Source organism: Janthinobacterium sp. GW822-FHT07H10 (genome assembly GCF_058798675.1).
Genome location: NZ_JBXAKS010000002.1, coordinates 553,414 through 577,239 on the forward strand (window position 1 = coordinate 553,414; position 23,826 = coordinate 577,239).

The window sequence follows — 23,826 nt, forward strand, 5'->3', positions numbered from 1 at the left end:
GGGCGGCCGTGGCGGGCCATCCAGGCACCGGGCGCGGCATTTGCACGGGAAGTGTCTGGGCGGCATATAATAGAGGGTTGTCAATCGGCTTTTGCGGTCCCGGCCCTGCGGTTAGCGCCGTGCGCGCCCGCATCCATGCGCCCGCCATGCGCGATGGCGCCAGCCAGCTCTTAGGAAATACAGTGACTTATAGCATCAAAGAGATTTTTTATACCCTGCAGGGGGAAGGCGCGCATGCGGGCCGTCCAGCCGTGTTTTGCCGCTTTTCCGGCTGCAATCTGTGGACGGGCCGCGAAAGCGACCGCGCCACGGCCGTGTGCCAGTTCTGCGACACGGATTTCGTCGGCACGGATGGCGAACGGGGCGGCAAGTTCAAGACGCCGGCCGAGCTGGCCGCGCTGATCGACAGCCTGTGGCCGACCAGCTATACCGCCAGCAAATACGTGGTGTTTACGGGGGGGGAACCGCTGCTGCAGCTCGATGCCGCGCTGATCGACGCCATGCACGCGGTGGGCTTTACCATCGCCATCGAAACCAACGGCACCTTGCCCGTGCCGCCCGGCGTGGACTGGATCTGCGTCAGCCCGAAGATGGGCTCGACCCTGGTGGTGCACAAAGGCAATGAAATCAAGGTGGTCATTCCCCAGTTCCAGCAAGACCTGGCCGCCTACGAACAACTGGACTTCGAGAACTTCTTCGTGCAGGCGATGGACGGCCCCCTGGCCGCGTACAACATGAAGCTGGCCATCGAGACATGCAAAAGCAACCCGAAGTGGAAGCTGAGCCTGCAAACCCATAAACTCCTGCAAATACCTTAATAAAACAATATGCTGACTATCACACGCAAGCTCGAATTCGACGCGGGCCACCGCATTCCCGACCATAAAAGCCAGTGCCGCAACCTGCACGGCCACCGTTACACGGTGGAAATCACCCTGGTCGGCAAGGTCATCGAAGCGGAAGGCAATTCCGACAATGGCATGATCATGGACTTTTCCGACGTCAAGACCCTGGCCAAGCAGCACCTGGTCGATGTCTGGGACCACGCCTTCCTAGTCTACGAGAAAGACACGGCCGTGCGCGACTTCCTTGCCAGCCTGCCTGACCACAAGACGGTCGTCATCGACCGCATCCCGACGGTGGAAAACCTGGCGCGCATCGCCTTCGAGATCCTCAAGGCCGCATTTACCGACCATTTCGGCACGGGCTTGCACCTGCATAAGCTGGTGCTGCACGAAACGCCGAACTGCTGGGCAGAAGTGACCGATGAGTGAAACGCCTGACAGCGCCGTGCCCGCCGTGAACGCGGCCGACGCCGGGTTCATGCGGCTGGCGCTGGAGCAGGCGCAGCATGCGTGGGACCTGGGCGAGGTGCCCGTCGGCGCCGTCGTCGTCAAGGATGGCGCAGTCATCGCCGTCGGCTACAACCAGCCCATCGGCCGCCATGACCCGACGGCGCATGCCGAGATCATGGCCCTGCGCGCGGCCGCCGACAAGCTGGGCAACTACCGGCTGCCCGGCTGCGAGCTGTACGTGACCCTCGAGCCGTGCGTGATGTGTTCGGGCGCCATGCTGCATGCGCGCCTGGCGCGCGTCGTGTTTGGCGCGGGCGATCCGAAGACGGGCGCCTGCGGCTCCGTACTGAATCTGTTCGAGCAGACGGCGCTGAACCACCAGACGGCCATCGAAGGCGGCGTGCTGGCCGACGAGTGCGGCACCTTCCTCAAGCGTTTCTTTGTCGAGCGCCGCCGTGCCCAGGCGGAAGCGCGCAAGCTGGCCAATCCGGCCGCCCAGGTCTAGCCAGGAGCGGGCAGGGTAGTCCCGGCCCGTGCTCTCGCCAGCACGCATATGCCAGCCATCCCGGCTGGCATTTTTTATAACTGTTGCGAAATAACATCTGTCTAGACCATTTTGCCATTCTCAAATGAGAATGATTCGTGTTACAGTATTGTTTTCGCCAGCAACCTTTCCCCTTACGTATCGTTATCGATCCGGGTCCAAGAGCCAGCCTTCACTCTTTCACCGGATCATCATGACTACAGTGCCTCTGCAGCGCACCGCTGCACCCGTCGTTCCTGCCGCCCACATTCCTGCCCGCCGCCATAACCTGGTGCTGCGTGCCGCCTTGCTGGGTCTGTTCGCCGCGCCCATGCTGCCTGTTTGCGCGCAAACGGCCGCCATCAATGCGGGCACGGCCGCCCAGGAGCCGGCCAAGCTGCCCGTCTTCCCGGAAATCGTCGTGAATGCCAAGCAGGACTACGAGCGCCGCGCCGGCACCAAGACGGTCATCAGCAGCGACGATCTCGAGCGCCGTGGCGTGACGGACATGGCGGGCATCGTGCGCTATCAACCGCTGATCAGCACGCCAATGTCGGCCTCGGGCGGCGGCAGCGTGTGGGATGGCGCGGGCAACACCGGTTACAACATCCGCGGCCTGGAAGGCAACCGCGTCAGCCTGGACGTCGATGGCATTTCCCTGCCCGATGCGGCGCCGAAGCCGGATGGCACGACCCTGAACGCCTTCGGTACGGGGCGTGACTATTTCGATCCTGAAACCTTCCGCGAAGTGCGCATCGATTCGGGCACGACGTCCGTCAGCGGCGCCAATCCCGGCCTGGGCGGCGGCGTGGCCTTCATCACCAAGTCGCCCGAGGATTACCTGGGCGAAGGGCAGGACCACTATGTCGCCTATAAATACGGCCGCGCCACGGCCGACCGCAGCAATGCGCACACCCTGACGGGCGCCGCCAAGCTCGGTGGCAATCTGCAAGGCCTGGCCGTGTATGTGCACCGCGACGGCGAGCAGCTCGACAGCCGCGGCAGCGCCACGGTCAATCCCGACGACTGGCATTCGAACGCCTTGCTGTCGAAGCTGGTGTGGGCCTTGCCGGGCGAACAAAAGCTGGACTTGACGGTTGACATGTTCGAACGCAAGAACAAGCGCGATCTGCGCAACAAGGTCAGCACCTATTATCCGACGGGCGTGCAGCAGGACTCCACCACCAAGCGCACGCGCGTCAGCCTGGGCCACGACGTGGCACTGAAAGACTTCGCCCTGTTCGACCGCCTGACGTCGAAAGTGTATCTGCAGAATGCGAAAATCGATGACAAGACGCAAGGCCGCTACACCTTCGGCAGCCCGTCCCAGCGTACCATAGCCACCAGCTTCAAGAATGACAGCATCGGCCTGACCACGGAAGCGTTCAAGCAAGTCAATGCCGACAATGCGCTGCTGTACGGCGTGCAGCTGGAACAGGCGAAATCGCGCCGCCCATGGATGGAAGACCGCACCATCATCGCCACGGGCGTGCACCAGATCACGCGCAAGAACCGCATGGCGGACATGGACAGCACCAAGCTGGCCGTGTACGTGCGCGACGACTATAGTTTCGACCTGGGCGGCAAGAAAGCCGTGCTGACGCCTGGCCTGCGCGCCGACTACCGCAAGCTGGAACCGAAGAATCTGCAGAATTATGTGATCGCCGTGCCCAACGCGGCCAAGGAAGTGCGCAAGGAAAGCGACACCTATTTCACGCCCAGCCTGAGCCTGTCCGTGGAAGTGTTGCCGCAAATGAATGCCTACGCCACGGTGACGCGCGGCACGCGCCTGCCGACGGCGGCCGAGCGCACGGGCACCTACGACTCCTTCAGCTATACGGGTGCCGGTACGGGCTATGCCGTGCTGGGCAATGCGAAGCTGCGCAAGGAAACCAGCCAGGCCTATGAACTGGGCTTGAAGGGCGACATCGTCAAGGGCTTGAGCATGCACGCTTCCGTCTACCAGACGGAATACAAGAACATGATCGAGTATGTGGCGCAGGAAGACGATCCGGTGAACTTTCCCACCATCGTGCAGGGCCTGTTCCGTCCGGAAAACATCGGCGATGCCCGCACCTGGGGCGGCGAGTTGAGCCTGCGCGCGCAACTGGGCGCCTGGTCGCCTGCCATGCAGGGCTACCGCGTCGACCTGGCCACGGGCGTGGCCAAGGGCCGCTCCTTCAATACCCAGACGGGCCAGAGCGGCGGCCTGGCCTCGGTGGCGCCGGCCAAGACGGCGCTGACCTTCGGCTACGACCACGCGAACCAGCTGTTCGGGCTGGAACTGACTGCCCTGCATGCTGGCGAGAAACAGGCGCCGAACGACTTGCTGATGGGCACGACCGCGCCGCGCTTCAAGGTGCCGTCGTACACCATCTTCGACCTGTCGACCTACTGGAACGTGCACAAGAACGCCAAGATCATCGTCGGCGTGTACAACTTGACGGATCGCAAGTACTGGGATTATGCCGCTGCGCGCAGCCTGTCCGCCGGCACCACGGCGGCCAGCCGCGCCGAGATCGAGCGCTACGCCAAGCCGGGCCGCAACGTCGCCGCCAGCCTCAGCATCAACTATTGATTTTTACCGGGGAGGGGCGGCTGCCCCTCTTTTTTTCCATGTTTGATTGAATGGTCTCTCTATGAAGTTATCCAAACTCGTTCTATCCCTGCTAGGCAGCCTGCTGATTGCAAACGCATATGCGGCCCCAGCCACTTTGGCGGAACGCTGGTCCACCTTGCGTACGGAACAGCCGAAGCTGCAGATCCGCGACGCGGCGCGCGCGCTGGGTGTGTCGGAAGCGCAATTGCTGGCAACCAACATCGGCAATGGCGTCACGCGCCTGCAGGCCGACGGCAACCAGCCGCGCGAAATCATGCGCGCCGCGCTGGACCTGGGCGTGGTGCAAGCCATCACGCGCAACGAAAACGGCGTCATCGAAACGACGGGCACGGCCAGCAAGTTCAAGCAGGCGGGCGACAAGTCGGAACAGGCCGACGCCAAGCAGGATCCGGAACAGGAAGCACGCCAGCGCAATATCGCCGGCGGCTATCTGGGCGGCCAGATCGACCTGCGTTTCCACTTTGAAAACTGGAAATACGCGTTTGCCGTGGTCCAGCCTGGCCGCGACGGCAAGCCGACGCGCAGCCTGCAATTCTTCGACGCCAACGGCACGGCCGTGCACAAGATTTATCTGCGTAACGAGCCGGGCGTGGCCGTCTACGACAAGCTGGTGGCAACGTTCCGCATGCCCGAGCAAAGCGCCGAGCTGAATGTGCTGGCCGTGGCGCCGAAGGCGGCCGAGAAGCCGGATGCCGAGATCGACGTCAAGGAATTCCAGCTGGCGTGGAAAGACATGACGGATGTGCACCAGTTTGCGCAGATCATGCGCGAATTCCACCTGTCGCGCGAACAGGCGCTGCGCCTGGCGCCGGCCGGCGTGGTCGAACGCGTGACACCGGAAGCGCTGCGCACCCTGCTGGAAAACGCGGCCAGGAACAAGGTCGCCATCATGGTGTTCCTGGGTAATGAAGGCTTGACGCAGATCTACAGCGGCAAGATCGAGAAAACCATGGCCGCCGGCGGCTTCTTCAACGTGCTGGACCCGGACTTCAACCTGCACATCCGCGACACGGCCCTGCGCAGTGGCTGGGTCGTCAAGCGCGGCGGCGTCACTTCCGTCGAATTCTTCGACAAGGAAGGCACGCAGGTGGTGTCCTTCTTCGGCGTGCGCGAACGCGGCAAGCCGCAGCCGCAAGCGTGGGTGGACCTGGCCGATTCCCTGCCGAAAGCCAAGTAAGTTGCAGCACCGTTGCCGCCCGGCGTACCGGGGCGGCAACACTTCAGGATGAGTGCCGCGTGCCGGTCTCATGTCTGAAGCACAATAGTGGTATGCTGATTGCAAGGCCGCAGCGATCGTGCCTGCGTGCTGGTTCCTGGAAGAGAGGCAATCATGGCAACCATCATGGCGAACGGCCTCAACATAGCTTATGAATGCCACGGTGACCCGGCCGACCCGTGCGTATTGCTGGTGATGGGCCTGGGCATGCAACTGATCGCCTGGCCATCGGATTTTGTCGAGGGCATCGTCGAGCAAGGCTTTCGCGTCTTGCGTTTCGACAACCGCGACAGCGGCCTGTCGAGCAAGATGGCGCTGGCCGGCAAGCCGTATCTACCGCTGGCCTACGTGAAAAACCTCGTCGGCTGGCCCCTGAAAAGTTCCTACACCCTCAACGACATGGCGGACGACGCGCTGGGCCTGCTGTCGGCCCTACGTATTGCCCAGGCGCACGTGATCGGCGTGTCGATGGGCGGCATGATCGCGCAGGTGATGGCGGCGCGCGCGCCGCAACAGGTGCTCAGTCTGACTTCCATCATGTCGAGCAGCGGCCGGCGCGGCTTGCCCGGCCCCACGCGGGCGGCCCGCAATGCTTTATTGCAACGTCCGAAACGCAATGCCAGCCGCGCCGAGCTGATGGCGCACATGGCCGCCACCGTGCGCGTCATCGGCAGCCCCGCCTATCCCGTCTCGGAAAAACTGCTGTACCAGCGCATCGAGGCGGCACTGGAACGGGGCAGCTGTCCGGAAGGCGTGGCGCGGCAAATGGTGGCGATTGCCGCCTCGGGCGAGCGCACGGCCTTGTTGCCCAGCATTACATGTCCGGCGCTGGTGATCCATGGCGCGGCCGACCCGCTGATTCCCGTCGCCTGCGGCATCGATACGGCGGCGCTGATTCCGGACGCGCGCCTGGAAGTGATCGAAGGCATGGGACACGACATGCCGCCGCAGCTGATCGAGCGCCTGCTCGCCTTGATCGATGTGCATCTGCAAGGTAAGATGGCGCCCCAGATGCGCTCCCAGCCAGCCTAGGCGCGCCCACCACTTGACTAGCCGGGCATATTTTGAAGACACCTGAGATTGGCATCGCCATCGTCGCGCCGGGCGGGTATGCGCCCGACGAGGCGGCCCTGGCGCGCGGCATCGCCCGCTTGCAGGCGCAAGGCGCCACCGTCCACAATTATTACGATCCACAACATAAGTTCCAGCGCTTCGGCGGCACGGATGCGGGCCGCCTGGCGCAGCTCAACGCGGCCGCCAGCGACCCGGCCGTGCAGGTGGTACTCGCCTTGCGCGGCAGCTACGGCATCAGCCGCATCCTGCCCGAGATCGATTTCCAGGCCATGGCCGACAGCGGCAAGCTGTTTGTCGGCTACAGCGATTTCACGGCCTTTCACATGGGCTTGATGGCAAAGACGGGCCGCGCCAGCTTTGCCGGGCCCATGGTCTGCGACGATTTTACGCGCGACGAGCCCGAGCAATTTACGCTGAATCAACTGTGGTCATGCCTGGCCGGCCCCACGCACACGGTGACGGGCACGGCAGCGGGCAATCCGCAGGTCGAATTGCAGGGCAAGCTATGGGGCGGCAACCTGGCCATGCTGGTGCACTTGCTGGGCACGCCGTATTTCCCCCAGGTCGATGGCGGCATTTTGTTCCTGGAAGACGTCAACGAACACCCGTACCGGGTAGAGCGCATGCTGCTGCAACTGCTGCACGCGGGCGTACTCCAGCGCCAGCAAGCCGTGCTGCTCGGCGATTTTTCCGCCTATAAACTCAGCCCCATGGATAACGGCTACGATTTCGACGCCATGCTGGCCTATGTGCGCCAGCGCTTGCCCGTGCCCGTGCTGACGGGACTCGAGTTCGGCCACATCCGCCGCCGCGTCACCTTGCCGTTCGGCGGCCAGGCACGGCTGCGCTCGGACGAGGCGGGCTTTACCCTGCAGGTGGGCGATTACCCCACCCTGGCGCGGCCCTGAACGCCGTGCCCGCCAGACACGGACGCTTGCCGCAACTCGACGTGCTGCGCGGCATCGCCGTGTTCGGCATCCTGCTGGTCAATATCTGGGGCTTTGCCTGGGGCACCATTTCCCTGCGCTACGGCACCTTGCCGGCGCAGCCGCCCGTGCTCGACCAGCTCGTCATTTTCGGCGTGGCGGCGCTGGCGCAATTCAAGTTCTATCCCATCTTCGCCTTCCTGTTCGGCGCCGGCTTTGCCCTGCAGACGCGCTCGCTGAAGCGCCAGCTGGGCAGCTGGGAAGAGGCGCAGGCCGCCTACAGGCGTCGGCTGCGCTGGCTGCTTGCGTTGGGCCTGCTGCATGGTTTTTGCGTGTGGAGCGGCGACGTGCTGACCTCGTATGCCGTTGCCGGCATGCTGATCCTGCCGCTGGCGTCCGCCAGGCTGAGCCGCGTTCGCAACCGCGCCTGGCTGGTGGCGGGCGGTTTCCTGCTGTTCATGTGTTTATTGATTCCCGTGGGCCAGCAGGGCGGCGCCCCGGACACGGCGCACGATCTGCAAAGTTTTGCCGCCCGGTACGCCATCTATACGCAAGGCGGCGCGTGGGCCGTGGCAAAGTTGCGCGCCAACGACTACCTGACGTCCTTGCTGTACGCCATCGTCATGCTGCCGCACATCGTCGTGCTGTTCTTGCTGGGCATCGTTTCCGTGCGTTTGGGCTGGCTGACGCAGCCGCAGCGCCACGGGCGCCTGTGGCGCTGGGTCTGCGGCGTGGGGCTGGGCGTGGGACTGCCGTTCAATTTGCTGGCGGCGTTTGCCATCACGTGGCAAGTGGTCGATCCGTATCAACAAGTGTTCGACGCGGCCTTGTTCGAGGCGGGCCTGTTCGCGGGCGGTCCCGTGCTTGCCGCAGGCTATGTGGCGGCCTTGATGCTGGCCGGCCCCTTCCTGCTGCGCTGGCTCGCTTCCTGGCTGGCGCCCGTGGGCCGCATGGCGCTGAGCAACTACCTGTTGCAATCCTTGCTGGGAAGCTGGCTGCTGCAGGGGCCGGGCCTGGGCTGGGGCGCGCGTTTGCGCCCGGCCGAGATGCTGGGGCTGGCGATACTGATGATGGCGGGGCAGGTGCTCTTCAGCCGCTATTGGCTGCGCCACTTCCGCCAGGGTCCGTTTGAAGCGCTGTGGCGCCGCCTGGCGCGGTTGCCCGGCTGATCTGGCGTAATCCGGTCTAATCCGCATTCCAGTCGAATGAGGATTGGCCGGGCGGCGCGGGCGGCGGCTTGGCCTTGGCGGACGGCACCAGCGGATTGTCGACGGCATGCCATGCGAACAGGTCCACGTCGAGCATGCAGCTGCGCGCCAGGTGCAGCGCGGCCTCGGGCGTCAATGCGGGGTCGAGCCAGCGCCGCGCGTCTTCCAGGCTGACGGCGACGGGGCGGCGGTCGTGGATATCGACCATGCCGCCCATGCTGTCGGCCGTCACCAGCACGAAGCCCGCTTCCTCGCGGCTGTGTTTCCAGGGACCGAACTGGGCCAGCACCAGCAGGAACAGGCGCGCGCGGTCGCGGCGGTGGATATGCCACGGCTGCTTGCCGCCTTTTTCACCGGTCCACTCATACCAGCCATCCACGCAGACGATGCCGCGTCCCGCGCGCAGCAGCGGCTTCCAGTAGGCGCCGGCCAGTTTTTCCAGCCGGGCGTTGATGGCGATGGGAATTTTCTTCTTGCCGGGCGCCGGCGTGGCCTGTGCCGCCCAGGCAGGGCGGTAGCCCCAGAAGACGTCGTCGACGCGGCGCACGCCATCCTCGATATGCAGCACGGGCCGGTAGCTACCCGGAGAAACGTTCAGGTGCGGCTCGGCCTCGCTGTCGAAGACCGCGTCGGTCCAGCCGAAAGACGACGCCAGCACGCGCGCCGTGTCATTTTGATCGAATCGTCCACACATGGCGAAATCATACCTGAATGCCTGGCCGCGCGACGGCTGGCGCACGCATCGTGCGGGTGTGGGCCAACGTACAGACCGTGCGCGGCGACCGGCGCACACTGGCTGCAGTCAGATCCCTGACGCTCATGCATCGGAGGAAATATGTCTTTTGAGAATCCCACCATCCACAAAGGTTTCACCATCAGCGCCACGGCCAGCCAGCGCCGCGATGGCCGCTGGGTCGGTTCCTTCATCAGCCAGAACCACGCGTGCGGCGCCTATGCAGACACCTGCGATTATGACGATTGCAGCAACGAGAAGGACGCGCAGCAAGTGGCCCTGTCGGTCGGCTGGCGCCTGGCCGACGGCACGCCGGCTTCCCGCTAAGGTATGCAGTGGCGCAAGCTTGCAGGCGCCGCGCCTTCAGCCTTTGCGCCGCAATGCCAACAGCACGCCCGCCAGCGGGAACAGCAGGACGGTGCCCAGGCGCACGGCCGCCAGCGAGGCGATTTCCACGCCCAGCACATGCGGCAAGGCCAGCAGCAATAGCGGCGCCGGCACGGCAATGGCGAAGAAGAACAGATACCACGAGTGGCCGTTCTTCTTTGCCAGCAAGGCGATCAGCGCGCAGCCGATCAGGAAGACCAGTGGCAGATTTACATTTTCCATTATTTGGCATCTCATCGAGTGGGGTAGGCGCCGCGTCTGCGCGGCGCGCGTGATTATACGCGTCCCCATGCCGTAGGGCGCCTGGCAACTTCGCCCGGCAACTTGCTAGTTGCCGACCAAGTCAGGCGGCTGCGGCGCCTGCTTGCCGCTGGCGGGCGCGTCCGCCGGCAGCAGCGCCTTGATGGCGCCGTTATAGATGAGTTCCTGCGCATACGCGGACGCCTCGATCAGGGCCGCATGCACGGATTTGAAGCTGCTGGCCGTCTCGATGAGCACCGGCTTGGCGTACACCTGCTGCGTATCGCCGCGCTTGCTGACCAGTATCATGCCCCGGTAGCGCCCATCCTTCTCCAGCGCCCCCGTCACATGAAATTCATAGCCCCTGATCTGGTGTTTTTGTTGTTGCTCCATATTTCCCGCCTCCAGCACCGATTGTCACGGCATTGGACCATCCATTCGATAGGAACAGCAGAGTGTTTGATGTGTATTAATGCTTGAAATTTTTACCACGATACAAGGAACGTCACGCCGCCAGGCAGAATCGCAGCGAGCGGCAGGGACCTATGGCCGAGTGGTGCAACCGTACCCTGCTACGGTGCGCCTCGCCAGCCGCAAGGCGCCCCGCGCAGTCGCTTGCGGCAAGTGTCATCAGCCAGCGCGAATGGCTCGGATCTGCTGGGCTGTTTCTTCTATCTCGCGATACGCTTCCTGGATATAGCCATCGATAGGATGCCCGTCCATCCATTCGAAATAGGCGCGTTCGTCATGCTTGATGGAAAAGGGGACATGGTGGTCGCGGATCGATTCGGCCGTTTCGCGCACCAGCGAGGCAAACAGCAGCTCCAGAGTTTCCATGATGGTCACCTTGCGAGACATAGAGCATTCAATGTAGCACACCGCCAGCCAGGGCGCGCACCGCCGCCGTGCGCGCCCGCGCCCGACATGCCGCCCGCGGCTATCATGATGCGAGGCGGCTGGCCGGCCTTCAGGCCGGGTGGCCGATATGCTCGTACAGGATCACGCAGCCGATGACGATCAGCACGAGGCCGCCCACCAGTTCGGCGCGGCGGCCCGCCACCGTGCCCAGCACCCGGCCCAGCATCACGCCCAGGGTCACCATGACGAAGGTGGAAAAGCCGATGGCGGCGGCCGTGACGACGATATTGGCGCCAAGCAAGGCCAGGCCGGCACCCACCACCATGGCGTCGATGCTGGTGGCCAGGCCCGTGATGGCCAGCACCCAGAACGAGTGCGACTGCGCGGGCGCTTCCTCCTCGTCGGCGTCGGACAGGGCATTGCGTATCATCAGCAAGCCGATGATGCCCAGCAGGCTGAAGGCGATCCAGTGGTCCCACGCGGCCACATATGGCGCGGCCACGCTGCCCAGGGCCCAGCCGATGACGGGCGTGATGGCTTCGATGACGCCAAAGATGAGGCCAGTGCGCAGCGCTTCGCGCCATTGCGGCTTGTGCAGGGCGGCGCCCTTGCCGACGGCGGCAGCGAAGGCGTCGGTGGACATGGCAAGCGAGAGGGCGGCGGTGGCGGCGAAATTCATCGTTGGCTTTCAGTGGGGCTGGCTGGGATGGTTGTTCACGATAAGGCCTGCAAGACTGTAGCGGGCGCAGGAGAGTTGCGGCCGAGAGGCGCCACTGTACGGAGGTACGGTGCGCATCGCAGGCCGTCAATCACGACGCGCAGCAGGTTTGATCGGCGTTTTCAGCAAACCCGGCGATTCTACCCCACGTACAGCACGATGGCAGAGGCCAGCAGGCAATAGGCGCCAAAGAAATGCCAGCGTCCCTGTTCCAGCCAGCGCGACAGCCAGCGCAGGGCCAGCAAGCCGGCCAGGAATGAGAGCAGCATGCCCAGCAGGCTGGGCGCGAGCAGTTGCGGCAGGCTGGCGCCATGCGCCAGGTGGCCGAGGCTGCCGCTGGCGACGGCCTGGTAGAAGCGCCAGCCTTCCTTGACCAGCACGGCGGGCGTCAGCACGACGGCCAGCGCGAAGCTGAATTCCTCGGCGCGGCGCTGCGGCACGCTCATGGCGATGCCGGCCGAAATGGTGGCGCCCGAGCGGGAAAAGCCGCGGAAGGGCAGGCACAGCCCCTGCACGGCGCCGATCACCATGGCCTTGCCGATAGACAAGGTGCCGCTTTCCCGCGCCTGCTGGCGCGAGGAGGCGATGATCAGCAGGCCGGCGGCGGCCAGCGCGGCCGCCATCAGTGTGGCGTTGCCGAACAGGTGTTCGATTTCAAAGCCGGGCGCCTCCTTGCGCATGACGTGGGTGATGCCTTTCAGCAAGCCGAAACCGACGATGCCCGTCAGGGCCGTGGCGGCCACCAGCAGCAAGGCATTGCGGCGGAAGGCCGCGGCCGAGCTGAAATAGGTGGCGCGCCAGGATTTCCAGAAATACACGATGACGGCAAACATGGTGCCGGTATGCAGCATCACCAGCAGCATGGTCAGTTCGGGTGACGTGGGGTCCAGGCCCATCCATTTTTCCGCCATGATGACGTGGGCGGAGCTGGACACGGGCAGCAACTCGGCGAAGCCCTGGACGATGGAAAGGATGAGGAGTTGCAGAAAAGTCATGGATGGTGTGCTCGGGATCGTAGGCAGGCAGGAAAATTGTTGCATCGGAAACAGGGCGTATCCGGCCGCGCCATTTTACAGGCCGCCTCCTGGCTGGCCGCCTGGCGCACCATTACAGTTTGTCCATGTTGGCGTAGGCCAGCAATACGCCTAGCGCCATTAAAATCGTGCCGATCAGCCGGTCGACCATCCGCTGGTGGCTGAGCATGCGGGAACGGAACGTTGCTCTTGAAAAAAAGATGGCGACCAGGGCAAACCACAGCAGATGGATGACGGACATGCATAGCCCGTAGCCGAACTGGACTGTTAATGGCGTGCCAGGCTGCACCATCTGGGTGTAGGTACTGATGACAAACAGCGTCGTCTTCGGGTTCAGGGCATTGGTGAGGAATCCATGGAGGAAAATTTGCTGTCGGGACACGGACGCGCCATCGTGCAGGTCGATGACGAGCCCGGCGCGGTTGGCGCAAGTTTTCCAGCCGATCACGATCAGGTACAGGGCACCGGCAAACTTGATCGCGGTAAACAAGGCCGGTGACTTTGCAATGATGAGCCCGATACCAAACATCGTATAGAACACGTGGACTTGCACGCCCACGGCGATGCCGAGCGCGGCCAGCAGGCCGGCACGGCGGCCATGCAAATAGCTGTTGCGCGTGACCATCGCGAAATCGGGGCCGGGGACGATGGAGGCCAGCAGGGTAATCAGTGCAACAGCAAGCAATTCAATCATGGATTCTTCCTTGGACGGTGGCGGCGCCGCATGGCGATCAGTGAGTATTCATCGCCTGGATGGCAAGCGCCATTGCGCATGCGGGCTAGCGGAAGAGCAATTATCCCTATAATGACGCACGGTGAAAAACGATGATATCTTGCGATTATGTGTGAGAAAAAATGACAGATCATGACTAGACAGGTAGCCCTCGGCGCCTTGCGCTTCTTCGCGGCGGCGGCCAGGCTGGGCAGTTTCGTCCAGGCGGCCGACGAATTGCATGTCACGCACGGCGCGGTGAGCCGGCAAATCCGCCTGCTGGAAACGTCGCTGGGCACGGCCCTGTTCGAACGTCGCAACCGTGGCGTGTTCCTGACGCCGGCGGGCGCGCAGCTGCAGGAGGCCGTCCAGCAAGCGTTCGAGCGGCTCGATGCCGCCCTCGAGGCCGTGCGCCAGCCGGCGCGCCAGGCGCCACTGGTGGTGTCATGCGAGCCGACGATCGCCATGAAATGGCTGATCCCGCGCCTCGGCGACTTTTACCAGCGGCATCCCGAGGTGCCGCTGCACCTGTTTGCGTCGGGCGGGCCGGTGGCGTTCCAGCGCGACGCGGTGGATGTCGCGCTGCGCCGCAACGATTTTCTGTGGGATGCGGGCCTGCATGCGGAAAAGGTGTGCGACGAATGGATCGCGCCCGTGTGCGCGCCGGCCCTGTTGCGGGACGGCCGGCTGGACTTGTCAGCGCAGCGCTTGCTGCATACGGCGTCGCGCCCGGCCGCCTGGACGCACTGGCGCGCCGCCGCCAGGGACGACGGCGGCCAGGGCCAGGGCGACAGCCAGAGCTACGAACACTTCTACCTGAGCCTGCAAGCGGCCTGTGCCGGCCTGGGCGTGGCCATCGGCTCCGTCTTCATGGCGCGCGAAGACCTCGACCACGGGCGCCTGGTGGCGCCGTTTGGCTTCCGGCGCGACGGCACCGGCTATTTCCTGCTGTCCCCGCAGCCGTTCGACGGCGACGCGCGCCGTACCACCTTGCTGCACTGGCTGCGCGAGCAGATGGCACAGGCGCTGCCGGCGCCGTAGCCACCCCGTTTACCGGGACGGCGTGGCCGGCTTGAACACGTCGCGGAAGGCCTTCAGGGCGGCGGGATGGTAGATCGTGCCATGGGTTTCGGCCGGCATCTTTTCCTGGTGCCATTGCAAACCGGCAGGCGCCTGCTTCTCCAGCACGTCCGACAGGCGCTGCACTTCGACGGCGATGCCCGCTTCGCTGCTGGACGCCAGGTACAGGCTGCGCTTGCCCGGCGCGCCCTTGGCCAGCAGGGCGGCCGCCTGGCGCGGCAGGGCGCCGCCGTTCCACCACAGGCTGGGGTCGAACGCCAGGTAGTGGTCGAACAGCTGCGGCTCGAGCAGATAGGTTTCCACCACGAACAGGCCGGCCAGCGATTCGCCGACGATGGCCGTCTCGCCCGTCGTGCGGTAGCGGCGCTTGACTTCCGGCATCAGTTCATCGCGGATGAAGCTGCGGTAGGCGGATGAACCGCCCACGACGGCAGCGATCTTACGGTCGTCGGCGCTATCGGTCGGCCCCGTCAAGTCGCGCCGGCGCTGCGTGTTCTGCATGCCGACCAGCATGAAGGGGCGCATCGTGCCATTGGCTACCGACACTTGCAGCAGGCCGGCCACGTGCAGGAAGTCCTCGGCCACGCCGCCATCGGGCATGTACAGCACGGGCAGCGGGGCGTCGGGCGGGGTGTCCCAGGCGCGCGCCACGTACACATTGATGTGGCGCTTTTCCTTCAGGGCGCGGGAATCGATGCTGAAACTTTCGCCGATGACCAGCGGCGTTGCCGCGCTGGCCACCGCGGTGGCGGGCGCGGCTGCGCTGGCAAGGTGAAAAGCGCTGCTGGTGGACAGCAGCAAGGCGGCGGTGAGGTGCAGTGCAAGGGTAGAGCGGCGCATGTTTTCCTGTGATAAGTAAATTGGGACGATGGCATGTACTCGTATAGACATGCCATTGAGCAATTCTATCTTATCTTTGATGCAGGATTACTTGATCGCCAATAGTTCCCGCTCCCGCACGATGCCTGCCTTGTCCACCGTGTAGGCGATCAGCAGGGCACCATCGTCCGCGCACGCATGACAGCTCTTCAGGGACGTGGAAAACAGCAGGCGCTGGCCGCCATCGCTGGTGGCCGTGCTGCCGACGAAGTCGGCCGGCGCAAACGGCATGGCGTCCGGGTGGGCGGCGGCAAAGGCGCGCCAGGCTGGCGTGGCGCGGTCCTCGTCGCGCACGGAGTTTTCGTCGACGTCGATGGCGGCGCCATCGCTGCCGATCAGCAGGCTGCCTTCATTCGTGTTGGCGCGAAACGGATAGGTGACGGTGGCCAGGGCCGCCTTGCCCAGCGGACGCCAGGCGGAGATGAAGCCGGCCTTGTCCGCTTTGACCAGCATCCTGGCGGCGGCGATGGCTTGCGGCCGGGCGCCGCTGCGCTGCATGGTGCGCAGCAGGCAGACGTCGGGCGCGGTGGACGATTGCTCGCTGCGGCAGGCCGACAGCGAGCGTTCCTGCCACACGGCGCGCGCGTCGATGGCGTCCGTGGGCGGGGTGGCATGCGCCGCGTGCATGGTGGCCAGGCTGGACAGGGCTAGTGCGGCAACGCCGGCAAGGTGGCGGGAAAGTCGTAGGGGCATGGCGTTATCCTTTCAGTGCTTTTCAACAGGCACTGATTATAGGAGGAGGGCCGCGCCCGCCTGCGCACCGTAGCGGCGGCCTAGCGCTTCCTTGCCGCCGCCTGGCGCAGCGCCTTCGCTTCCTGTTTGTTCGGGATGTGCGGACGCTTCGCCAGTTCCGTCTTGACGGCGGCGATGGCGGCGCCGAACAGCTGTTCGGCCTGCTCCATGCTGGCGCCCGCATAGTGCTGCTGATTGGACTGGGCGGCACGCAGCCGGCGCAGCAGCGCCAGCAGCTGCCTGCCGTGCAGGGCGGGCAGATCCTGGGCCAGTACTTGCCGGCCCAGTGCGCCTTCCACGTAGTCGGGATCGAGCAGGCGCAGCAAGGCCAGGCCTGCGGGTTGCGGTACCGGCTTGTCCATCAGCACATTCTAAACGCGGCGCGGATTACAGGTAATCCCAGATTTCATCGAAGGTTTCGCGCGCGAAATCGTTGCGCCACGCTTCCGAACTCTTTTCGCGGCTGATGGGGAACACGGCGCGCCAGGTCTGCTTCGGCGCGCTCGCGTAGGTCGCGGCGATCTTTTTCAAGCCTGCAATGCATTGCTCTGCCTTGCAGCCGCTCTTCGCCAGTTGCTGCGAGGCAGGCGCCCATGCGACGGGCACCTTGACGAGCTGGCATTCGAAGCTGACGACGGTCGTCTGCATGCCGTTTTCTTCCGTCGCCGGATCGGCCTTGGTGGCCTGGCATGCGGCGCCATTCTTGGCGGCGATGACGTTTGCGGCCAGCAACTCGGCTGCCGGCGTCAAGGCTGCCTGCATGGCGGCCGGGAACAGGTCGGCGATCAGCTTGCCCGTTTCCGCTGGAAATTGCGCATCCGTTTCCTTCAGCGCGCTGTACGACGCATATTCGGCGGACTGGTGGCCGGCCAGGCGGGTGGGGCGCAGGTAGGCGTTGAGCTTGGCGACGCTCGCTTCGTCATGGTTGACGATGGTCTTGATGTACAGATTGGCCACGTCGACCGGCGCCAGCTCCACGGCGACGGGCGTCGCGGCGATGGCGGGTTGGGCCAGCGCGGCGGCGGCGGCAAGGGCAGCCGCCAGCAGGGTGGCGCGCGGTGCTTGTTGTTTCAGGTGCATATATGTTCTCCACGATTCAATGTCAGGCGCCAAAAATGCCTTACGGCAACTCTGGCGCCGCGCATTATATATGGTGAAAGTCATAACGTTGCGCACGTCACGCATCACCCTTGCTGGCCGCGGCCAGGAGGGCGATCAGCAGCTCCTTGCGCCGTCCGTCCGCCTTGCGCGCCAGGGCGGCCATTTTTTCCAGCTTGCCCCAGATCGGATACAGCATGTGTTCCACCAGATAGCCTTCCAGCCCCTGCAGTTGCTGGTGCAGGCAGGCCAGTTTTTCCACATCGTCGAACTCGGCCTGGATCTTGAGTTTCACGTTGTCCGTGCAATGCCGCAAACACGCCACCAGCGTCGGGATGGATTGCGTCGTGACGCCATATCGCTCCACGAAGGCCGCCGTAAACTGATCCTGCACCGACTGGTGTTCGTCATCGACCTGCGCCATGTAGTCCTGGATCAGGGGAAAATAACGGGCGTCGAGCAGGCCCAGGCCGAACGTGGCATAGCTGCCGGGCATGCAATTCTTTTCGCCTTCCGTATCGGCATAGAATTCATATTCCGCGATGGCCGCGCGCGCATACGCTTCCAGCTGCGGCTGCAGGGCGGGCCAGGCGAGGGCGTTGGCAAAGAAGCGGTGCGTATCGGATTTCGCCAGTCCCTTGATCGGCAGGTAGGCCTTGGCCCTGGATTTGAGCTTGATCTGGTAGCTTTTCGGGAAACCGTTTGCCAGCAGATGCGTGATGAATGCCAGCGCCTGCCCATACGCGGCTTCCTCTTCCTGGGCAATGCTGATGGTCAGCGTGGCAAACACGTCGTTGGCGCGGCATTCCAGCAGCGCATTCTTGACATGGATTTCCCCCTCGCTGAACGTGCCGCTGCCTTCGTGCAGCATGCGCACGGCCCGTTCGCTGCCCAGTTCGCGCGCGATTTCCAAGAATTTGAGGCCCCTGGCCTTGGCGTAGCTCGGTTCATGGCGCAGTATCATGACGGCGCCATAGAGCAGGAGGTCGAGCGGCTGCATGGCTTGCGCATCGAGCGCCACGGCCGCTTTCAAGGCGTATTCGGTGGCGCGGTAGGCGGACTGGGCGCGGTCGTAGTATTGCGGCAGGAAGTCGTTTTCCACCCATTGCGTGATGGCACGCAGGATATGGTGGCGGTGTTCGGCCAGCGCATCCGGCGTGGCCTTGTTCAAGGCCAGGATGCGTTCGAATTGCGCGATGGTCCAGGCCACGTCGAGTTGCGGGAATAGCTGATGGTCGAGCAGGTGGCGCGCGAGGAAGAACGATTCCAGCGCTTGCGTCGGCTGCGTGCCCTGGGTCAGCTGTTGATCGATATACGCGTGGATGCGCTCAAGCAGCAGTTGGCGTTTGTCTTCATTCACATATTCCAGCAAGCTCAAGTGCAACTTGCCCTGCGCCGTCTGGAATTTGCCGCGAAACGTGAAGCGGTAGTCGATAATCGCCGTGTTCACCAGCGGCGCCAGCCGCGCTTGCACCAGCGCCGTCAGCTGCGGCGCGATCAGCTCGCGCACTTGCGCATCATCAAGACGGGCCGGCGTTCTCGGGCCCGCGTCATCGTCGTTGTCGTAGCCCAGGTCGATATCGTCGGCCGTCGTGCGCCCCGGTTTATAGTCGAGCAGGAAATCGTTGAAGATGCCCACTTGCATGGTGGTCCGGTCGAGAGACGAGTTCAGGTCGGTGCGCTGCAGGCGCTCGTCGAACCAGGCATGGATCGCCTGCGTCATTTCCTCTGTTGCCTGCTCTTGCAATGTGCTCATCTATTTCGCCTTCTCATGCATTGCACGCGACAAGGCCAACGCATGGCGTCACGAGCAATATTTAATATAAATCACTATTTTAGGTGTTCCGGCCTGACCTGGGCAAGGGCGCACGGACGTCAGGAGGGCGGCGCGAGAAAGCGCTCGTCGATCTCGCTCGATTGCGGCCCCACCGTGACCGTCGAGTGCCAGCCCGACGGTTTCTCATTGCCGTCAAATAAGGCGATGCGCGTGTGGATGAACAGCACCGAATAGACGCCGGACTTCATGTCGCGGTTCAAGTCCCAGTGCACCAGTTCTATGGCTTCGCCGATGCGCGGCAAATGCGCGCCCGGCGGCACCACGATGTTCTGATTGACGAACTCCCGGCTTGGCCCCGGTTCCTTGTGGCGCGGATCGATGTAGCGGAAGGAAACGCTGGTGGGGATGGTTTGCATGGACGGGCCTGCTCAATTGTATGTCCGATGACAATAGCACATGGGCGGCTGGCCTGATGCGTACCGTACGCGGCCGGGCTGCCTGTTGTCGCGGCAGGCTTGCGCATGCGCTATGTACGGTAACAGACGGTTTTTAACCGGGAATCACGTTAGGCTTGCTTGTTGTCACTCCTAATAGATCGCAGGAAATGTCATGATGCATTTATTCCTAGAGGAAAAGCAGGTGGGTACGGCCGCGCTCAAGCCGGGGAGCACGGGCATGTCGGGCGCGACCGGTGCCGTGCTCGAGCGCAGCCTCGCGGGCTTGGGCACCCTGAACAACCGTGCGCTGGTGGAAGTGCGCTCGGAGGCGGGCTTGACCTTGCAGCGCTCCATTTTTTCTGTCAGTAACTTCATCGCTGAACTCAGCTATCGGGCCGGCCTGCAAGCGGAGCTGTCGCGCTGCATCTTCGTCGCGGAAACGGTCGATCCCGTGCTGCGGCTCGATGCGGACAAGGATTTGCTGCTGTCTGCCGTGGGCAGGCTGCTGCAGAATGCCTTCAAGTTTGGCGCGCCGAATGGCACGGTGGTGCTGCGCGCGTATGCGAGCGGCGAGCGGATCAAGGTCGAGGTGGAGGACAACGGCGCCGGCCTGTCGCCGGCTGCGGCAGAGCAGTTGTTTCTGCCATTCACGCAAGACGGCGCCAACAAGACGGGCCTGGGCCTGTCGATCGCCAAGCGCAGCGTGGAAGCGAATGCGGGCGTCCTGAGCGCGGAAAGCGTGCTCGGCCACGGCTCTGTCTTCATCATCGACTTGCCGCGCCATGCGGACGCTGCGGATACATCTTGCCCATGAATGCCTGCCTGCTTCCCGACATCGTGGCCACTGCGTCGCCACCAGGCACGTCGCGGACGGCATGCGGGACGGAGGCTGGCCATGCCCTATGAAATCGTCAAGGACAGCATTGCGCTCGACCAGGCTGGCGCCGCCGTCACCTTCCATCTGAGCGTCTTCGGGGTGGAAAAGAGCTGCAGCATCAGCGCAACCGCATTGCACAGCCTGGACGAGGGCCGGGGCGGCGACTTGCTGGCCATCTTCGACACCCACCGGCTGCGCATCGCCCAGCGTGCGTTCGCTCACCTGAGCAGGGATTTGCTGGTCAGCGGCGTGACCTTGCGCGCACTTGATTTCTAGTCACTATTTCCTGTGTTGACGCCGCTGTCCTGGCCAGATATGGCATTTCCGCACAGATCATCAAGTAAATGCAGGTATGGCTGGACGGAAATGTTACATCTCGGTATTCTGCGCATCTGATACTTATTTCTATACGGAAAAAAGTAAGAATGTGGCCGGGACCAGCGCTCACGCTGGCAGCCTGGCCAGGCACGATCAGGCATGCAAAGATGAAGTCGTCCACCTGCCGAGTGTCGCCGTCTGGTTGCGGCGCGCAGGGGACAGGGAAACTGTGCTGTCATCTTAAAAAGTAAGAGAGGTTGTTTATGAATCCAGAAAAGGCTGTTGTGTACGGTACAGAAGATTTGTTAATGAGTTTGTGTAACTCGGTAGTGCGGGTGCTCAACGTTGCAACACAAAGCAAGGTCAATTATTCCGGCATGGTGCAGCGCATCACCAAGACCGGCCTGAAACCGGACATCGGCTGTTTCGTGATGTTCGATGGCGGCTTCACGGGCCTGGTCGTGCTGAACTTCGCGGCCGACACGGCGATGGAAATCTACGAGCGCTACATGTTGCACATGGGGATGCCGAAGTCGGAACTGGCCAGCTTCTACACGTCGGACGAAGTGTCGAACATCATGGGTGAGCTGATGAACCAGATCGTGGGCGACTTCACGGGCAAGGTGCGGCGCGAGCTGCAAACCAACATCACCCAGAACCAGCCGAAGATGCTGGTGCTGAACAAGCAGGTGATGCTCAGCGTCGATACGCCGCTGGACCGCCCGGAAATGCGTCGCGTGACGTTCTATACAGAAAAGAACAACATTTTCTATCTGGAACTGGCAATCGACCGCACCGAGTTCATCAAGCTGCACGATTTCGATTCCAAGGAATACGACGCCGACGCCTTGATGGCTACCGAGCATGCCAACCAGGCCAGCCAGGCCGCCGCGCCGGCGCCCGCGCCAGCCGCGCCGGACGAGGATGACAACGCCGACCTGCTCAAGTCCCTGGGCATGTAAGCTGGCTGTTCATCGGCGGCGGTGGGGGCATTGCCGCCACCGCCGCCAGCGGTTTCAATCGCGGTTTCAATCGAGTAAGGTTTTGCTCATGAACACCCGGCTCGTCCCCTCGGGACTGCAGCTGATTTCGCCAAAGGTACGCCAGCCACGGCGTTCGTAAAATTCGGGCGCCTGGAAACTGATGGTGTACAGCACCGCCGAGGCGCAGCCGCGCCGGCGTCCTTCCGCCTCGAACTGCGCCAGTACCTGGCTGCCCAGGCCGAGTCCGCGCAAGGCGGCGGGCAAATAAAACAGATCGAGGAAAAGCAGGCCCAGCGAGGTGCGGCCCATGGCGCCGCCCAGCACCTGACGCGTCTCGCGGTCGCGTACGACCACGCTCAGCGCCTGTCTGTCGCTGTAGCCGGTGATCGCATCGTTGTAGGCGTTCAAGCCATCGAGAATGACTTGCTCGACCTCGGCGTCGATCGCGGCGCTGACGGAAATGGTATAGGACGGCACGGTGTGCGGATTTTCTGGCATGCTCGACAAGGTTGTGATTGATGACTGTATGAATATACAGTATCTTGCGTCCCGCGACCAGTGCGAGTCTACCCGGCGCGCGCCGTGCTGGCGCTATGGCGACAGCGTCACCGTGTCCATCTTGCCCGTGCCGACCATGCCGCTCTGCTGGCTGTCATCGAGCGACCAGTACTCGAGCGCATACACATAGCTGCCATCGATGATGGTCAGCGTTTCCTTCTGGCGCCCGCTGGGCGCCTTGTAATACAGGCGTCGCGCCGGTTTGCCATCCACCGTCTGATGGAACGCCTGCGGCGAAATGCGGACGCGCTTGCCCGCCTTGCCCGCCATCGACATCGCCGTGATCGTCAGGTAGGCCCGTTCCGGGCAGCGCGCCAGCAGGTGTCCGCCGCTCAGTACAGTTGCCTGCGCGCCCTCCAGCGGGAAGCCAAACGGTTGCACGCCGACGATATCGTGGCAGCCGACCTGCCGTGCCACAGCGGTCAATACGGCCGGGTCGAGCGCGCTGCCCAAGTGTTTTTCATCGGCCTGTGCCCGACCGATCGCCCAGCGGCGCTCCAGCTCGGCCAGCGAAATGTCGCCGGACACGGGCAGCGGGGCAGGGGCGTGCGGATCGGCCGCCCTGGACGTTTCGTCCCGCATGCGCGCTTCGACAGAGTGGGCGCGCTCGGGGGATGTGGCGCGCGCGGCTTGTTCCGCTTCAGGCGAGGCGCTTGCCAGGGCGGTGCTGGCGAAGAACAGGCCGGCGGCCAACGTGATAACTTGTTTGCTAAGCATGGGGATATTGTGGGCGGCGGGCGGGCCTGACGCGCTAGGGGCAAAGGACAGGCATTCTTGCACCGAATCGCGCTTTTGCCCATGGGGGCACGAGAAATAGGGCGGCGCAGTGCCAAACATCAGGGGCCGGACAGGCTGGGGCGCAAAGGCGGCGAGTCGGGCGTAGCTTGTCTGCCGGTGGCGTTCCGTGCTTTGACGTAATTTACAGCTGTCGTCAGCCGCAAAAGTCAGCCCCCAAAAAATCTGTCGAGCCTGTAACCATAATGCCTGAGTTTCCCTTTTCGTATGGCCGTTCCCGAACCCAGCATGGAGTCGTCTTTTATTGCTGACATCAGCTTGCCTGCGGCTTTGAGCTTATCTTCCATCGAAATGCTTTTTTGCAAGAAAAACAGCCCGTCTCCCGGGTTAAAGAAAAAAATACCGTCGCGATGCTGGTACACCGCCCCCGCGTGTCCGTTTCCGGCAACGAATAGAAAGTCTCCCGGCTCCATTCCCGCAATATCCGCGCTGGATAGTTCTGCGGGAACAAGCGGGAAAAACATCGAATCAGTGCCTAATAAGTCCTGCAATTTCACTGCCCAGGAAGTGTCGCCTTTTTCAATAAGGGCTTGCAATGCATCACAATCGCTTGCCTTCAACTTCAAGGCATGTTCCATTCCCTGATTATCAAGCCGGGATAGCCATAACATTGCCGCCGCCTCACATACGCCCTTTGGGTGCGTATGGGTCTTGTTTTCCCATTCCTTTACCTTTTTCATGATATGTGTCCGTCATTGCCAGATGGATGGGATGTTCCTATTTATTTTCACGGCTTGATTTCTTGTAA

29 protein-coding genes are annotated in these 23,826 nt (G+C 63.3%); 13 read left to right on the forward strand and 16 right to left on the reverse strand.

Annotated elements, in window-relative coordinates:
- Positions 1-182 precede the first annotated feature (182 nt).
- The 8 genes from queE to AC1RDJ_RS06680 all read left to right on the forward strand — a co-directional run bounded on the left by queE (position 183) and on the right by AC1RDJ_RS06680 (position 8,823).
- Entirely contained in the window at positions 183-818 is a 636-nt protein-coding gene (queE, locus tag AC1RDJ_RS06645) for a 7-carboxy-7-deazaguanine synthase (protein ID WP_493027007.1), read from the forward strand.
- Positions 819-827: 9 nt separating this feature from the next.
- Entirely contained in the window at positions 828-1,274 is a 447-nt protein-coding gene (gene queD / locus AC1RDJ_RS06650) for a 6-carboxytetrahydropterin synthase QueD (protein ID WP_475415043.1), read from the forward strand.
- Positions 1,267-1,800: a tRNA adenosine(34) deaminase TadA gene (gene tadA / locus AC1RDJ_RS06655; protein ID WP_493027008.1), complete on the forward strand. Its 534-nt coding sequence runs from the start codon at positions 1,267-1,269 to the stop codon at positions 1,798-1,800. The genes queD and tadA overlap by 8 nt, the downstream gene beginning before the upstream one ends.
- Before the next feature lie 232 nt (positions 1,801-2,032).
- The gene (locus AC1RDJ_RS06660; RefSeq protein WP_493027009.1) at positions 2,033-4,396 is read left to right on the forward strand and encodes a TonB-dependent hemoglobin/transferrin/lactoferrin family receptor; all 2,364 of its coding nucleotides are present in this window, start codon (positions 2,033-2,035) and stop codon (positions 4,394-4,396) included.
- A gap of 61 nt (positions 4,397-4,457) precedes the next feature.
- Positions 4,458-5,615, forward strand: coding sequence for a hemin-degrading factor (locus tag AC1RDJ_RS06665; protein ID WP_493027010.1), 1,158 nt, complete (start codon positions 4,458-4,460; stop codon positions 5,613-5,615).
- 153 nt (positions 5,616-5,768) lie between these two features.
- Positions 5,769-6,686, forward strand: coding sequence for an alpha/beta fold hydrolase (locus AC1RDJ_RS06670; protein WP_071323493.1), 918 nt, complete (start codon positions 5,769-5,771; stop codon positions 6,684-6,686).
- Positions 6,687-6,718: 32 nt separating this feature from the next.
- On the forward strand, positions 6,719-7,636 hold the full coding sequence (ldcA, locus tag AC1RDJ_RS06675; protein ID WP_493027011.1) for a muramoyltetrapeptide carboxypeptidase: 918 nt from the start codon (positions 6,719-6,721) through the stop codon (positions 7,634-7,636).
- 5 nt (positions 7,637-7,641) lie between these two features.
- Positions 7,642-8,823, forward strand: a complete 1,182-nt coding sequence (locus tag AC1RDJ_RS06680; protein WP_232251259.1) for a DUF418 domain-containing protein — start codon at positions 7,642-7,644, stop codon at positions 8,821-8,823.
- A 16-nt stretch (positions 8,824-8,839) separates the two neighbouring features.
- Here AC1RDJ_RS06680 and AC1RDJ_RS06685 read toward each other — a convergent pair whose 3' ends face one another.
- On the reverse strand, positions 8,840-9,556 hold the full coding sequence (locus tag AC1RDJ_RS06685) for an SOS response-associated peptidase (RefSeq protein ID WP_493027012.1): 717 nt from the start codon (positions 9,554-9,556) through the stop codon (positions 8,840-8,842).
- A gap of 141 nt (positions 9,557-9,697) precedes the next feature.
- Between AC1RDJ_RS06685 and AC1RDJ_RS06690 the strand changes: the two genes are divergently transcribed.
- Positions 9,698-9,922, forward strand: coding sequence for a hypothetical protein (locus tag AC1RDJ_RS06690; RefSeq protein ID WP_071323497.1), 225 nt, complete (start codon positions 9,698-9,700; stop codon positions 9,920-9,922).
- Between the two features lie 36 nt (positions 9,923-9,958).
- On the opposite strand, the gene AC1RDJ_RS06695 is transcribed toward AC1RDJ_RS06690, so the two are convergent.
- The 6 genes from AC1RDJ_RS06695 to AC1RDJ_RS06720 form a co-directional block, all read right to left on the reverse strand.
- Positions 9,959-10,204: a hypothetical protein gene (locus AC1RDJ_RS06695; RefSeq protein ID WP_289886592.1), complete on the reverse strand. Its 246-nt coding sequence runs from the start codon at positions 10,202-10,204 to the stop codon at positions 9,959-9,961.
- Positions 10,205-10,309: 105 nt separating this feature from the next.
- Positions 10,310-10,615, reverse strand: coding sequence for a hypothetical protein (locus AC1RDJ_RS06700; RefSeq protein ID WP_289886593.1), 306 nt, complete (start codon positions 10,613-10,615; stop codon positions 10,310-10,312).
- Between the two features lie 237 nt (positions 10,616-10,852).
- Positions 10,853-11,059, reverse strand: a complete 207-nt coding sequence (locus AC1RDJ_RS06705) for a hypothetical protein (protein WP_071323500.1) — start codon at positions 11,057-11,059, stop codon at positions 10,853-10,855.
- Positions 11,060-11,189: 130 nt separating this feature from the next.
- On the reverse strand, positions 11,190-11,759 hold the full coding sequence (gene mntP / locus AC1RDJ_RS06710) for a manganese efflux pump MntP (protein WP_071323501.1): 570 nt from the start codon (positions 11,757-11,759) through the stop codon (positions 11,190-11,192).
- Positions 11,760-11,938: 179 nt separating this feature from the next.
- Positions 11,939-12,793 (reverse strand): undecaprenyl-diphosphate phosphatase, encoded by an 855-nt coding sequence (locus tag AC1RDJ_RS06715; RefSeq protein ID WP_493027013.1) that lies wholly within the window; start codon positions 12,791-12,793, stop codon positions 11,939-11,941.
- Between the two features lie 112 nt (positions 12,794-12,905).
- Positions 12,906-13,526, reverse strand: a complete 621-nt coding sequence (locus tag AC1RDJ_RS06720) for a LysE family translocator (protein ID WP_493027014.1) — start codon at positions 13,524-13,526, stop codon at positions 12,906-12,908.
- A gap of 171 nt (positions 13,527-13,697) precedes the next feature.
- Between AC1RDJ_RS06720 and AC1RDJ_RS06725 the strand changes: the two genes are divergently transcribed.
- Entirely contained in the window at positions 13,698-14,585 is an 888-nt protein-coding gene (locus AC1RDJ_RS06725; RefSeq protein ID WP_493027015.1) for a LysR substrate-binding domain-containing protein, read from the forward strand.
- 9 nt (positions 14,586-14,594) lie between these two features.
- On the opposite strand, the gene AC1RDJ_RS06730 is transcribed toward AC1RDJ_RS06725, so the two are convergent.
- The 6 genes from AC1RDJ_RS06730 to AC1RDJ_RS06755 all read right to left on the reverse strand — a co-directional run bounded on the left by AC1RDJ_RS06730 (position 14,595) and on the right by AC1RDJ_RS06755 (position 19,526).
- Positions 14,595-15,464, reverse strand: a complete 870-nt coding sequence (locus AC1RDJ_RS06730) for an alpha/beta hydrolase (protein WP_289886598.1) — start codon at positions 15,462-15,464, stop codon at positions 14,595-14,597.
- An 87-nt stretch (positions 15,465-15,551) separates the two neighbouring features.
- Entirely contained in the window at positions 15,552-16,196 is a 645-nt protein-coding gene (locus AC1RDJ_RS06735) for a hypothetical protein (protein ID WP_493027016.1), read from the reverse strand.
- An 80-nt stretch (positions 16,197-16,276) separates the two neighbouring features.
- Positions 16,277-16,597, reverse strand: a complete 321-nt coding sequence (locus AC1RDJ_RS06740; RefSeq protein ID WP_289886601.1) for a hypothetical protein — start codon at positions 16,595-16,597, stop codon at positions 16,277-16,279.
- A 25-nt stretch (positions 16,598-16,622) separates the two neighbouring features.
- Positions 16,623-17,315 (reverse strand): hypothetical protein, encoded by a 693-nt coding sequence (locus AC1RDJ_RS06745; RefSeq protein ID WP_493027017.1) that lies wholly within the window; start codon positions 17,313-17,315, stop codon positions 16,623-16,625.
- A gap of 97 nt (positions 17,316-17,412) precedes the next feature.
- Positions 17,413-19,089 carry a DUF6138 family protein gene (locus AC1RDJ_RS06750; protein ID WP_493027018.1) on the reverse strand — a complete coding sequence of 559 codons (1,677 nt, stop codon included), beginning with the start codon at positions 19,087-19,089 and terminating at the stop codon, positions 17,413-17,415.
- Between the two features lie 119 nt (positions 19,090-19,208).
- The gene (locus tag AC1RDJ_RS06755; protein ID WP_071323510.1) at positions 19,209-19,526 is read right to left on the reverse strand and encodes a hypothetical protein; all 318 of its coding nucleotides are present in this window, start codon (positions 19,524-19,526) and stop codon (positions 19,209-19,211) included.
- A gap of 193 nt (positions 19,527-19,719) precedes the next feature.
- Between AC1RDJ_RS06755 and AC1RDJ_RS06760 the strand changes: the two genes are divergently transcribed.
- From AC1RDJ_RS06760 to AC1RDJ_RS06770, 3 genes are all read left to right on the forward strand, one after another.
- A complete protein-coding gene (locus tag AC1RDJ_RS06760) occupies positions 19,720-20,361 on the forward strand; it encodes a sensor histidine kinase (protein WP_493027019.1) in 642 nt (213 codons plus the stop codon).
- Positions 20,362-20,442: 81 nt separating this feature from the next.
- The gene (locus tag AC1RDJ_RS06765) at positions 20,443-20,700 is read left to right on the forward strand and encodes a DUF1488 family protein (RefSeq protein WP_493027020.1); all 258 of its coding nucleotides are present in this window, start codon (positions 20,443-20,445) and stop codon (positions 20,698-20,700) included.
- Between the two features lie 305 nt (positions 20,701-21,005).
- Positions 21,006-21,704 (forward strand): DUF3334 family protein, encoded by a 699-nt coding sequence (locus tag AC1RDJ_RS06770; RefSeq protein ID WP_071323512.1) that lies wholly within the window; start codon positions 21,006-21,008, stop codon positions 21,702-21,704.
- A gap of 66 nt (positions 21,705-21,770) precedes the next feature.
- Here AC1RDJ_RS06770 and AC1RDJ_RS06775 read toward each other — a convergent pair whose 3' ends face one another.
- The 3 genes from AC1RDJ_RS06775 to AC1RDJ_RS06785 all read right to left on the reverse strand — a co-directional run bounded on the left by AC1RDJ_RS06775 (position 21,771) and on the right by AC1RDJ_RS06785 (position 23,758).
- Positions 21,771-22,202: a GNAT family N-acetyltransferase gene (locus AC1RDJ_RS06775; RefSeq protein ID WP_071326419.1), complete on the reverse strand. Its 432-nt coding sequence runs from the start codon at positions 22,200-22,202 to the stop codon at positions 21,771-21,773.
- 114 nt (positions 22,203-22,316) lie between these two features.
- Positions 22,317-23,000 carry a hypothetical protein gene (locus AC1RDJ_RS06780; RefSeq protein WP_493027021.1) on the reverse strand — a complete coding sequence of 228 codons (684 nt, stop codon included), beginning with the start codon at positions 22,998-23,000 and terminating at the stop codon, positions 22,317-22,319.
- 227 nt (positions 23,001-23,227) lie between these two features.
- Positions 23,228-23,758 carry a hypothetical protein gene (locus AC1RDJ_RS06785; protein WP_493027022.1) on the reverse strand — a complete coding sequence of 177 codons (531 nt, stop codon included), beginning with the start codon at positions 23,756-23,758 and terminating at the stop codon, positions 23,228-23,230.
- Positions 23,759-23,826 lie beyond the last annotated feature (68 nt).